Origin of the sequence: Mycobacterium sp. E2497 (genome assembly GCF_001668695.1) — a bacterium.
Taxonomy (GTDB): Bacteria; Actinomycetota; Actinomycetes; order Mycobacteriales; family Mycobacteriaceae; genus Mycobacterium.
On sequence record NZ_LZKD01000235.1, the window covers coordinates 1 to 12,674 of the forward strand.

Genomic DNA, 12,674 nt, shown 5'->3' on the forward strand with positions numbered 1-12,674 from the left:
GATTGATCGACAATCTCAACGAGGTGGTCGCCACGGTGGCCAAGGACGGCAGCAAATTCTCGGCGACGGTCGAGCGCCTCGAGCGGCTCATCACCGACTTGTCGGCCGACCGCGATCCGATCGGAGACGCCATCACCGCGCTCGACAAGGGAACCGCATCATTAGCCGACCTGCTTACCCAGGCCCGTCCGCCGCTGGCCGGCACCGTCGACCAACTCAATCGGCTCGCTCCGCTGCTCGACAATGACAAGGCGCGGCTGGACCTCGCGCTGCAGAAGGCTCCAGAAAACTACCGCAAGCTCGTGCGGCTGGGCGCCTACGGAAGCTTCATCAACCAGTACCTGTGCGGCATCTCCATTCGCGTCACCGACCTTCAGGGCCGCACGGCCGTCTTCCCGTGGATCACCCAAAACACCGGACGATGCGGGGAACCCTGATGCTGAAATATCGCGGCGCACAACTTATCCGGGCCGGATTCATCGCGTTCGTGCTGGTCACGCTAGTCATCATCATCGGCCTGCACCCCCAACAGCTGTTGTCGATGGCCACCTCCATTCGGTACCAGGCGCTGTTCACCGAGGCCGGAGGCCTAACTGCAGGCAACGACGTCCGAGTGTCGGGCGTGAAAATGGGAACGGTCTCCGACGTCACGCTCAGCCATGGCAAAGCATTGGTGACGTTTAGCCTCGACGCCAAGGTGCACCTGGGATCGAGCACGACGGCCCACATCAGGACGGGTACCCTGCTGGGTGCGCGGATGCTGGCCTTGGAGCCCGCAGGCACCGGCCGCATGCACGCCTCCGATGTCATCCCGGTACATCGGACGTCCTCCCCATACTCCCTGACCGACGCCGTCAGCGACTTCACCGCCAACACCGCCGCGACCGACACCGGCGCGCTCAACGCATCCCTGGACACCTTGGCCGAGACGATCGAGCGGATCACACCACGACTGGGGCCCACGTTCGACGGCCTGAGCAGACTGTCGCAATCGTTGAACAGCAGGAATGAATCGCTGGCCCATCTGCTCAAAAGCGCCGCCGACGTCACCGGCATCCTGTCGGAACGCAGCCAGCAGGTCAACACCATGTTGCTCAATGCCAACGACCTGCTCGGAGTTCTGAACCAGCGTCGCTACGCGATCGTCAACCTGCTGGCCAACACCTCGGCGCTGGCCCAGCAACTCTCGGGCATGGTGGCAGACAACGAGAAAGAACTGGCACCCACGCTGACCAAACTCAACTCGGTCACCGCGATGCTGGAGAAAAACCGCGACAACATCGCCAAGGCGATCGTCGGACTCGCCAAATACCAAGTAACCCAAGGTGAATCGGTCAACAACGGCTTCTATTACAACGCATTCGTCGGCAATCTGATCCCGGCGCAGGCCCTGCAACCGTTCCTGGACTACGCGTTCGGATTCCGGCGAGGCGTCAATGCGGGTCAACCACCCGACAATGCCGGCCCGCGCGCGGAATTCCCCTGGCCGCACAACGGCATTCCCGGAGGACGATGATGGCGACCGGGGCGAACAAGGCGTGGTACACCAAGGCGCTACTGGTGACATTGGTGGGACTTGTCGCTGCGGGAACGGCCTTCGTGGTACATGCCGAGGTCTTCGGGCCCAAGATGATTACCGCATACTTCAGCTCCGCGACCGCCATCTACCCCGGCGACGAGGTACGCGTGGTGGGGGTCAAGGTGGGCACCATCAAGTCCATCGAACCCCAAGGGACCCAGGCCAAGATGACACTGGCCGTCGACCGTGATGTGCCGATCCCGGCCGACGCCAAGGCCGTAATAGTGGCACAGAACCTGGTGGCGGCACGGTATGTGCAGCTGACCCCCGCGTACGAAGCCGCGGGAACCGGCGGTCCGACGATGGCCGATGGGGCGGTGATCGGCGTGGAGCGAACCGCGGTGCCCGTCGAGTGGGATCAGGTCAAAACGCAACTGATGCGGCTGGCCACCGAATTAGGTCCCGCAAGCGGCCTTTCCACCAGCTCGCTCGGGCACTTTATCGACAGCGCAGCCAATGCCATGGCCGGCAACGGCGACAAGCTCAGGCGGACAATCACCGAGCTGTCTCAAGTTGGGCGCATCCTCGCCGGCGGTAGCGGCAACATCGTCGATATCATCAAAAATCTCCAGATCTTCGTTACCGCGCTGCGCGACAGCAACGTCCAGATCGTCGAATTCCAAGACCGCCTCGCCACGGTGAGCAGCGTCGTGGACGGCAACCGGTCAGACCTGGACGCCGCGCTTACCAACCTGTCCTCGGCGGTCGGCGAGGTGCGCCGATTCATCGCCGGAAGCAGAGACCAGACCGCAGAGCAGATTCAACGACTGGCCAACGTGACGAAAAACCTCGCCGACAACCGCATGGCGGTGGAAAACCTCCTGCACGTGGCGCCCAACGCAATCGCCAACGGGTACAACATCTACAGCCCGGACTCCGGAACGGCACGAGGAGCCTTCGCCATGTCGAACTTCGCCAATCCGGTGGCACTGGTGTGCTCGGCGATCGGCGCGGTCAAGAATGCCACCGCGTCCGAGACGGCGAAGCTGTGCGCCCAATACCTCGGCCCCGCACTGCGTTTGATCAACTTCAACTACCTGCCGATCCCGTTCAATGCCTATCTGGCCAAATCGCCGAGCCCGGACAACCTCGTCTACTCGGATCCGAACCTGATGCCCGGCGGGCCGGGCGGAGTCCCCCCCATCCCGACCGATCCACCCGCGGTGTCGGCGTACACCGGCGCGGGCGACATACCACCCCCTCCGGGATGGGAATTGCCGCCGGGTCCCCCGGGAATCTACGCCCCCAACGGATTACCCGCGGACCCTTCGCCAGCGCTGTTCCCCCGCGCGCCAATCCCACCGGGAGTGCCCCGGCCAGCCCCAGCGGCCCCCGGCCCGGCCAACCTGCAGGACATGCTGCTGCCGGCTGGTCCGCAGCCACCGCTGCCGGCCGCACCGCAGCCCGCCGGAGGCACACCATGACCGGATCGCGATCAACGCGTCGTCTCGCAGCGATCGCGTCATGGGTGGCGTTGACGGCAACCGGATGCGCCTTCGATGGTCTCAATTCACTGCCTCTGCCCGGCACTGTCGGACACGGCCAGGATGCGGTGACCTACCACGTTCAAATCGCTAACGTCGGTACGCTGGAATCTAATTCGCCGGTCATGATCAACGACGTCGTCGTTGGCAGCGTGGGCAAGATGACGCTGCGCGACTGGCACGCCGACGTGGATATCTCGGTGCGTCCCGACGCCGTGGTGCCGGCCAACGCTATCGCCAGGATCGGCCAGACAAGTCTGTTGGGCTCGATGCACCTGGAACTGAACCCCCCACCGGGCGTGCCCGCGGCCGGCAGGCTCGCACCCGGGGCGACCATCGGTCTGCAACGCTCCTCGACCTATCCGTCCACCGAGCAGACCCTGTCCTCGCTGTCAGTTGTCGTCAACGGTGGGGGACTGGGCAAGGTCGGAGGCCTCATCAACGAGTTCAACGCGGCACTGGGCGGGCGCGAGGACAAGATCCGCGATCTGCTGACGCATTTGAACGACTTCGTCGGTGTTTTGGATTCCCAGCGTGATGACATCAACGCATCCATCGCGGCGTTGAACACCCTGGCCGGCACCCTGGCCGGACAGAGCGGCGTCATAACCCAAGCACTGCAACGGATTCCGCCCGCACTGGACGTTCTGATCAAAGAGCGGCCCAGGATCACGACCGCGCTGGAGAAATTCCGGGTGTTCAGCAACACCGCCACAGGTTTGATCAATGCCACGCACGCCGATCTGGTCGCCAACCTGAAAAACCTGGAGCCGACGGTGCGCGCACTCGCCGACGTCGGCCCCAGCCTGGACACCGTCTTGGCCTTCGTGCCGGCCTACCCCTACCCGCAGAACTTTATTGACCGCGCGATCCGGGGCGACTATTTGAACGAGTTCATCACCTTCGACTTCACCATCCCGCGGCTGAAGAGGGGACTGCTGCTGGGCACACGATGGGGGCAGGAAGGAGCCACGCTGGTGCCCGCTCCGGGAGACCCCTGGTATGCCACCTTCACCAAGGATCCGCTCAACGCCCCCCTCACGGCCCCGCCCAACGCGGTGGCCACGCCGCCCATGGCCGGTCCGCCAACGCCAGCCGGCGCCCCGGTGACCACCCAACAGCTCAGCCAGCCACCGATCCCGGCGCCGACCGACTTCGTGCCACAGGATGTGGGGGACCGCTGATGTTGACGCGCTTCGTCCGAATTCAGCTGACCATCTTCACCATCGCGTCGGTCATCGGGATGACCGTGATGATCGTCGAATACCTGCAAGTGCCCACCCTGCTGGGCGTCGGCCGCATGCGCGTCACGCTGGAATTGCCGGGCACCGGCGGACTCTACCCGTTTTCCAACGTGACCTATCGAGGAGTGGAGGTCGGAAAAGTCACCGACGTGCGGCCCACCCGCGCTGGCGCCGTGGCCACACTGTCGCTGAACACCAACCCGAAAATCCCGGCGGATCTGCGCGCAGAGGTGCTCAGCGTGTCGGCGGTCGGAGAGCAATATGTGGACCTGCAGCCAGCGACGGCGGCCGGACCTTACCTACACGACGGCTCCGTCATTCCCGCAGCACGTACCTCGATCCCACAGGCCGTCGGACCGATGCTGGATCAGGTCAGCGCACTGATCAACAGCGTCCCCAAGACCAAGATCAGCGGCCTGCTCGACGAAACGTTCAAGGCCTTCAACGGATCCGGGTACGACGTCGGGTCGCTGCTGGACTCCTCGTCACAACTCATCGGCGACGCCAACGCCAACGCCGAGCGGTCACGCACCCTCATCGACGACAGCCGGCCCCTGCTCGACGGCCAGGCGCAATCTGGCGACGCCATCCGCACGTGGGCACGCAGCCTCGCCGGCATCAGCCAACAACTGGTCACCGACGACGCCCACACCCGGACTCTGCTGCGGGCGGCACCAAGCGCCGCCGATGAGGCGTCACGCCTGTTCAACCAGGTCAAGCCGACGCTGCCGATGCTCCTGGCGAACCTCACCACGCTGGGCCAGGTCGGTGTCACGTATCACCCCTCCCTCGAGCAGCTGCTGGTGTTGCTGCCGCCCACCATCGCCTCCACTCAGTCCTACGGCGCACCCAAGAACAATCCCACCGGATACTCCCTGGGCGACTTCACCCTCACCATCGGTGACCCGCCCGCCTGCACGGTCGGGTTCTTGCCGCCGTCGTCGTGGCGGTCACCAGAGGACACCACGGTGATCGACACTCCCGACGGCCTGTACTGCAAACTGCCGCAGGATTCACCCATTGGGGTGCGCGGCGCCCGGAACTACCCGTGCATGGGCCATCCCGGCAAGCGCGCGCCCACGGTCGAAATCTGCAACAGCGACAAACCTTTCGAGCCGTTGGCGATCCGCCAACACGTCCTGGGTCCCTACCCCCTCGATCCCAACCTCGTCGCGCAGGGCGTCCCACCCGATGACCGCGTCACCTTCGGAGACCAAATCTTCGGACCACTCGAGGGCACCCCGCCGCCGCCAGCGGCCGGCCCCGCGCCCGCGCCCCCGCCGGATTCGCCGCTGCCCGCCCCGGCCTCAGCTCCGCCACCTGACGGTTCCGCGGGGCCAGCCCCGGCTGCCGCGCCGAGTGCCTACACACCCCAGCGGGCCGGCCCATCGGTTGCCGTCGCAACCTATGACCCGCGAACCGGCCGGTACGCCACCCCCGACGGCACCGTATATCGCCAATCGGATCTGGTCTCTCACGCCGGCACGCGGTCCTGGAAAGACCTCTTCCCCACATGAGCAGGCGCACACACCCAGGTCTCCAGACCGCAGCCCTCATCGGCGCCGTCGTGATCGCGTCGCTAAGCACTGCGCCCCCGGGCAGCGCGGCCGGCGACTGGGGCCTGAACGGCACCTACACCGCAACATCCAACGGGGAGTGGGCCAAGACCAACGAAATCTTTCACAATGAGGCCAGCATCCGAAGCATCTGGACGATCAATACGACGTGCAGCTATCCCACCGAATGCACCGGCACGGTAGTCAGTGACTGGGGCTGGCGGGCACCGATCTATCAAACCGGCGGTGTCTGGTTCGTCAAGCACATCGTCGACAACTGGCAGCCCTGCCCGGACGGAACCGCGGCTCAGGGATTCCAGGTCTTCAGGTTCGCTCCCACCAACCCCGACGGAGATGCCGTCGATCCAACCTCGCCCGTTCTCACCGGCGCCGACGAGACGACCGGCGTCAGCGGCGCCTGCGGACGAAGTAAGACGTGGTTCATCAGCATGCCGTTCAAGCTCGTCAAGGCGGGGTGAGGGGTCGAGAATGAAACTGTCCATACCCCGGCAGCACGCGGGTCTTGTCGCATCCCCACGTTTCAAAACTCTTGCGGTGCGAGCGATCCTGCCCGCAGCCATGGCGGTGACGGCCCTTGTGGCTTGCACACCCCATGTGTGGGCCGCACCGTCCGCATGTGACAACCCATCCTGCGTCCCGGGTATCACCGGAGGTGTCGTGCTGGGCGCGCCGTGCCCGGATACCACCCACTTCGTGTTCGGCACCACCTCGTGGGGCCGGTTGGTCTTCTGCGGATCTCCGCGGCGCTATGAACCGCGGTACTTCCGTTCGCCCTCGATGTGGGGAATCAAAGACGAGAACTCCAACTGCGAGGGCTTCGAAAACTCGGTCGCACAAGCCCCCGATGGCCTGTTCCTCACATGCCTGTCTGTCGACGGTGCACCCCGCTGGGTTCGTGGCGACACCTAAATCACCCCACGTGACGGTGGCGAACAATATGCTCAGGCGTCCCGCGCAGTCCCTAGCCGGGCTGGCGGCGACAATCGTCGTCGCGACCGTCGCAGCCGCGACGCCGGTTACCCGCGCTGACGAGCCGGTGCTGCACCACGTCACCTACACCGTTACCGCGCAGCGCCGCGTCACCGCAGACATCTACTTCCGCGACGCCGATCCACCCGACTGGGCCGAATACAGCCACGACCCCTACCGCTTCAGCCCAAAGGTCGAGGCCGACGTGGGTCCAGATACGCGGTGGACCCGGGACGTCTGGTTGGCAGCTCCCGATCAATGGGCGATGGTCGTGGCCACCAGCGGATCGTCGCTGGCCACGGCGGACTTTCACTGCGCACTCGCCGTGGACGGGACAGTCGTGGCCACCAACAACGGCGCCAAAGGCGCATTGTGTTCGGTGCGTCACTGGTAACTCGGCGCTCGGAAGGCGCCGAGGTGAATGCTCACTCAGCGGGAACTGCGGTCCAAGACCGCGCCGCACGACGCTACCTTGTGCGCTACTAGCCGCTTGTATCAACCAATCGCCCGGCCAGCTTCGCTCGCACACGGCGGAAACGGAGAGAGCACGGCAATGCCTGCCGCTAATTCGCCCCTGAAACGGGACGCGAGTCCTCTCGATGTCACCTCAGAGCGGCCCGTCGATGCTCAGCTCATCGAGGCAGCGGAGGCAGATGCTGCCGAAGCCGAAGCGCTCGCCGCCGCTGCCCGGGCCCGCGTCCAGTCCATGCGGCAACGCCAACAGACAGAAGCAACCGACACCGCATCGGCAGAAATCGCTGAGACCCCCGCCGACGATACGTCGGCAACTCCCGCGGATGACGTCGCCGATCCGGACATCACCGATGCCACTGAACTGCCCAATCGAAGTAGCAAGACCCGACGGGAGAGGAAGACACACTTCCACCGCCCGAAACGGACCACAATGGTGGCCGCTGTCGGGATGCTCTGCACCGCAGCGCTTCTCGCCGCAAGCGCTGTCATGGTCCGACACCACGATCAGCTGCTGGGCAAGCAACAGCGCGCGGCGGAATTCACAGCCGCCGCACGACAAGTCGTCGTCACTCTGATGTCGATTAGCGCCGACACCGCCAAAGACGACGTACAGCGCATCATCGACAGCTCGACCGGCCAGTTCAGAGATGACTTCCGCGGCGCAGCCGCGGAGTTCGTCAAAGCCGCGCAGACTGCGAAGGTCTCGACCAAGACGACCGTGCAAGCCGCGTGCCTGGAATCCATGACCGAGGACACCGCAGTCGTGGCCGTTGCCGCCAGCTCCACGCTCTCCAATACCGCCGGCGCCCCCGAGCAGCCGCGTTCCTGGCGGCTCAGCGTCAAACTGGCCCGAGACGGCGGGAAAATCAAGATGTCAAGCATGGAGTTCATCCCATGACCATCGGGCAGCTCGAAAACCACGACCTCAACGTGGAATTAACCGCCGCAGCGGTCGGCGAGGACCAACGCAAGGACATTTGCGGTCACGATCAAATGCCGCCGGCAGACCACAACGCCAAGACGCCCCGCACCCGGATACGGTGCGCACTATCGCATTGGCCGCTACTCATCATCGGTCTGCTATTGGTGGCGGCCGCCGGCGGAACCGCCACACTGTACTTCGGCCAATATCGACACGACCAGCAGACCAACGACGCTGCGGCAAAGGCGGTGATCAGTGCCGCAACCGAGGGAACCGTCGCGCTGCTGTCCTACACACCCGACAAACTGGAAAGCGACCTGGCTGGCGCAAAGTCACACCTGACCGGTGACTTCTTGACCTACTACGGAAAATTCGCCGATCAGATCGTGGCACCAGCAGCCAAGCAGAAAGCCGTCAATACCCAAGCAGCGGTCAAGCGCGCGGTCATCAGCGAACTGCGCCCAGAAACGGCCAGGGTGCTGGTCTTCCTCGATCAGACCACAACGAGCAAGGATCAACCTGAGCCGGTTCAGACCGCCAGCAGCGTCATGGTCAGTATGACCAAAAGCCATGGAAACTGGCTTATCTCGGCATTCGATCCCATCTAGAACTACCCTTGCTCCCCGGACGGGGTTGATTCCGCTGAACGAAACATTCATCATGCATAAGTTATCGGCCACGAGACAATGACCGGTGTCGCATTCTCAATGAGGAGATGATTGATGGCCACCCCTGAGACCCCGTCCCGCTACACCGTGATTTCTGCCGATACCCACGCCGGCGCCGACCTCCTCGAGTACAAGCCGTATCTCCCGAAGACTTTCCACGACGACTTCGACGCGTGGGCCAAGACGTATGCCAGTCCTTTCGACGACTTGATCATCGCCACCGCAAAGCGGAACTGGCACCACGAGTTGCGTATTTCCGAGATGGACGCTGACGGGGTTGCAGCGGAGCTGTTGCTGCCCAACACCGTTCCGCCCTTCTTCCCGACGTCGCCCAACATCACCATCTCGTTGCCCCAGAACCGAGCAGAGTTCGAACACCGCTAGGCAGGCGTGCAGGCGCACAACCGATGGCAGGTCGATTTTTGTTCGCTGGCGCCCGCACGCCGGCGTGGACTGATCCAGGTATTCCCCAACGACGTCGATGCCGCGCTGGACGAAATCCGTTGGGGCAACGAGCAAGGCTGCTTCGGTGGAGTGCTGCTGCCCCCGGTGTCGCCGGGCGACCCCAATGTCGCCCCGCTGTTCCACACTCGATATGAGCCGATTTGGCAGCTGTGCAGCGAACTGGATCTGACGATCGTGCAGCATGGCGGCCCGGGAAGTCCGGCAATGCCCATGGATCAGCCGGCATCCAACGCCGTGCTCATCACGGAAATGGCGCTGTGGGCCCAGCGCAGCCTGGGACATCTCATCCTGGCCGGGGTTTTCGAGCGTCACCCCACGCTAAGGTTCGCGCCCACCGAGCAGGGCACACTGTGGGTGCAGCAGCAACTGATGACGCTCGATGCGATGGTGCCGACGATGAAATCCGAAGCCGGCAACCGCACGTACGGCATGTTCGGTGGCTCCTCAGTCGACGGGCTTACCCTCACGCCGAGTCAGTACGCTCAGCGGAACTGCTACCTGGCCAGCGAATTGGCGCCCTTCGAATCAGTGATGATCGATTTCATGGGTGCGGACCACATCCTGTGGGGAAGCGACTACCCGCACGAGGAGGGCTTCGCTCCTCAATCGAGGCTGGCCATCCGGTGGGCGCTACACAACAGATCAGAAAGCGAGTGCCGAAAAATCCTCGCCGACAACGCGGCTCGGCTTTACCGATTCGACCTCGTTGCTCTGGCGCCGATCGCAGCTGAGATCGGGCCGACCGTGGCCGAAGTGCATACGCCCCTTGACGACACCGGCTACCGTGCCCCGGCCGCGTTCGGCTACCGCCCATTCGAGGGCGGACTCGCGTTGAAGCGCCTCGCTCCCCAACGCCAGTAAACGCACTCTCATCCGAGAGTCTCGGATCCGAGTGCACAAAACTTGCCTGGGGCTAGACCCGCTCCACCGGAGCAAGCGGGCTTCTAAAGCGCGCTGTTCAGATGGCACTCTAAGATTTGACTCAAGCGCAACTTCCCAGACCTTATGCGGCAGCTGTTTCGCCTTAGACCCATGGATCAGAGGTGGTGATGGGGGCAGCCCGGCGCAACCGTACGGTTCTAGGATCCGCCATCAAGATGAGGAAATCCGGTCCGCCATTTTGCTGAGAATTCTGCAAACCCGAAGGTAGAACGCTCGCAATCCGCCGGTCAGTCCGGGAAGCTACAAGTGCTCGCGTCGTTGTAGGTTCCCATTCCCGATGACGATGTCTCCGACGAGCGCAGTCCGGCTCCGCCGCCGGCGGCTACGCAGTCGACGACGGTGACAATGGGAACCGGCGCCGTCGTAAGCAGTCGGTGGACTTCATCGATCGATCCGGCAACCTAGTTGAGCTCGGCGGCCAAGTTCGCCACGTTAGCGAAGTGAACGAGGTCGCCGCCGGCGAAGAACCCGAACCCCTCGTTGCGGAGAACTGGCACTCGGTGGGTAGCGCCCATCACCATGCCGCGTCGAGGAGGGCGAGGACGTCTTCCTTGCTGACAGGTCGTCGGCTTGCTGCGACGGCGGCATCTCCCATGATGTGCTCGGCCAAAGCGGGCAGGGCGTCGCGGCTGCCTCCTGCTGCCGAGATGGTGTTGGTGACGTCGAGGCGGGTAACGAGGTCTCGAACAGCCGCGATGGCTTGCTGGGCAGCAGAAGCTTCGTCTAAGTCGTGTGTGTCGCGCCCCAGCGCTTCGGCGATGCGGCGCAGTTGCGGCGCGGTGAGCGCGGCGTTGAACTCCATGACGTGCGGCAACATGATGGCCGACGTTATGCCGTGGGTGATGTCGAATTGCGCGGCGAGTTGGTGTCCAATCCCGTGGGACAGACCCATGCCGACGTTGGTGGCGCCGAATATCGATAGCCAGCTGGCGAGTAGACAGTTGGTTCGCGACTGCGTGTCAGAGGGGTTGTTGGTGCTGCGCTCGAGGTTGGCGGCCAATAGGCGCAGTGCCTCGAGGCCGAGAGCATCTGCCATAGGCATGCTCTTCGCTGAAAGGATTCCTTCGACCGCATGGTCGACGGCACGAATTCCGGAGGCCGCCCACAACCAGGCGGGAGTGCGCCCCGCCACGTCGGGATCCAGGATGACCGCTTTCGGCGTGAGGCTTAGCCCGCTGTAGGCACATTTGGTGCGGGTGACCTCGTCGGTGACCCCGGCCAGCCCTGTGTGTTCCCCGCCGGACAGCGTGGTCGGAACCGCGATATGCGGGATGGTGCGTCCGGGGATGTCAGGGACGTCGTAAACATCGGGATAGCTGAAACGAACCCGGTATTTGTCGAAGTCCTCGGGTTTCGTGATGCCGGTTGCCAGGCACATCGCTACGGCTTTGGCGCAATCGATGGGGGTCCCGCCGCCGATACTGATCACGCTGTCAGCGCCACCGTCGCGTGCCATCGCGGCCGCCTCGAGAACGGCTGCCCTGGGCACGTGCTGCGGGACGCTGGCGTAGACGCCGACGAGGTTGGCGCCGAATTGGTCCCAAAGCGCTTGTCCGAGCTCTGTCGCGGCCAACGATCCCGACATGATGGCGACGGGCCGGCGCCCCCCGTGCGCGCCGACGATGTCGCTCAGCGTGTCGAATGACCCAGGGCCGTAGGTGATTTCCTCGACTCTGGGAACGGTAAATGTGCGTGCCATGGTGTACTCCTGGGCCGCCCATTTGCGGCGGCGATGGTATGGACTGGCTATGCCGGTGCCGCGGATAGAGACTGTCTGATTTGTGCGTTCAGGGGTAGCGGGGGCACCACGTCGATGACCACGTTTCCCCGCCTATCCCGGCCTCGACGACTTCGTGGGCTTGCGCGGTGCTCGCCGGCAGCGGCTCGACCTTGATATGTGGAACCAGACGGAAGCATGAATGCGGACACGGACTTCTCCGACACCCGGCTCCGGAACGGGCAGATCTACCAGTCCGAGCACCGCCCTAGCCGGACCGGTCCTCGTGTACGACACCGCGTGCATGTCTTGTCTCCATCGTCACCGTTCGCTACGCCTATCTTTACTAATTAGTAAGTATTAATCAAGCTCGGCTTGGCTCTGATCGGTGTGCGCGCATGTCAGACGGGTTGTCGTGAGGGCCGTCGGTGTCGGGTCGGCGGTGGTGGGAGCGTGGTTGTCGGCGTTGATCCTCAACGATCCCCTATTGGCAGGAGGCGTTTGAAAGTATCGTCTTTCAGGCGATTTCAGCTTCGATGCGCCGGCCGGTTTAGTTGGGTGGTGGCGCAGATGACGTTCGGCTACCTCGCGCAGTTGCGGGTCCGACTGATGCTGTGCTGGAAAGACTTTGGC

Annotated in this window: 12 protein-coding genes and 1 pseudogene; 11 read left to right on the plus strand and 2 right to left on the minus strand. The window is 63.9% G+C overall.

The annotated features are described in order from the left end of the window. The 11 genes and pseudogenes from A5713_RS21845 to A5713_RS21895 form a co-directional block, all read left to right on the plus strand. On the plus strand, nt 1-437 hold a 437-nt coding region (locus tag A5713_RS21845), incomplete at its 5' end, for an MCE family protein (RefSeq protein ID WP_231980597.1). Beyond that, nucleotides 437-1,516, plus strand: coding sequence for an MCE family protein (locus A5713_RS21850; RefSeq protein WP_067926353.1), 1,080 nt, complete (start codon nt 437-439; stop codon nt 1,514-1,516). The genes A5713_RS21845 and A5713_RS21850, both read left to right, overlap by 1 nt. Further along, nucleotides 1,516-3,003 (plus strand): MCE family protein, encoded by a 1,488-nt coding sequence (locus A5713_RS21855; RefSeq protein WP_067926176.1) that lies wholly within the window; start codon nt 1,516-1,518, stop codon nt 3,001-3,003. The genes A5713_RS21850 and A5713_RS21855 overlap by 1 nt, the downstream gene beginning before the upstream one ends. Then, nucleotides 3,000-4,247, plus strand: coding sequence for an MCE family protein (locus tag A5713_RS21860; protein WP_067926178.1), 1,248 nt, complete (start codon nt 3,000-3,002; stop codon nt 4,245-4,247). The genes A5713_RS21855 and A5713_RS21860 overlap by 4 nt, the downstream gene beginning before the upstream one ends. Continuing rightward, nucleotides 4,247-5,824 carry an MCE family protein gene (locus A5713_RS21865; RefSeq protein WP_068098352.1) on the plus strand — a complete coding sequence of 526 codons (1,578 nt, stop codon included), beginning with the start codon at nt 4,247-4,249 and terminating at the stop codon, nt 5,822-5,824. Before A5713_RS21860 ends, A5713_RS21865 begins: the two co-directional genes overlap by 1 nt. Further along, nucleotides 5,821-6,342, plus strand: a complete 522-nt coding sequence (locus A5713_RS21870; protein ID WP_067926184.1) for a hypothetical protein — start codon at nt 5,821-5,823, stop codon at nt 6,340-6,342. Before A5713_RS21865 ends, A5713_RS21870 begins: the two co-directional genes overlap by 4 nt. A gap of 100 nt (nt 6,343-6,442) precedes the next feature. Next, on the plus strand, nt 6,443-6,793 hold the full coding sequence (locus A5713_RS29335) for a hypothetical protein (protein WP_067926187.1): 351 nt from the start codon (nt 6,443-6,445) through the stop codon (nt 6,791-6,793). A 28-nt stretch (nt 6,794-6,821) separates the two neighbouring features. After that, nucleotides 6,822-7,247, plus strand: a complete 426-nt coding sequence (locus A5713_RS21880) for a hypothetical protein (RefSeq protein WP_067926356.1) — start codon at nt 6,822-6,824, stop codon at nt 7,245-7,247. Nucleotides 7,248-7,406: 159 nt separating this feature from the next. Continuing rightward, entirely contained in the window at nt 7,407-8,225 is an 819-nt protein-coding gene (locus A5713_RS21885; RefSeq protein WP_068098353.1) for a hypothetical protein, read from the plus strand. 95 nt (nt 8,226-8,320) lie between these two features. Beyond that, nucleotides 8,321-8,857: a twin-arginine translocation pathway signal gene (locus tag A5713_RS21890; RefSeq protein ID WP_068098355.1), complete on the plus strand. Its 537-nt coding sequence runs from the start codon at nt 8,321-8,323 to the stop codon at nt 8,855-8,857. Between the two features lie 114 nt (nt 8,858-8,971). Beyond that, a pseudogene (locus A5713_RS21895) lies at nt 8,972-10,243 on the plus strand (amidohydrolase family protein). Nucleotides 10,244-10,838: 595 nt separating this feature from the next. Here A5713_RS21895 and A5713_RS21900 read toward each other — a convergent pair. Further along, nucleotides 10,839-12,023, minus strand: a complete 1,185-nt coding sequence (locus tag A5713_RS21900; protein ID WP_068098354.1) for an iron-containing alcohol dehydrogenase — start codon at nt 12,021-12,023, stop codon at nt 10,839-10,841. 378 nt (nt 12,024-12,401) lie between these two features. Then, on the minus strand, nt 12,402-12,674 hold a 273-nt coding region (locus A5713_RS29340; RefSeq protein WP_231980599.1), incomplete at its 5' end, for a hypothetical protein.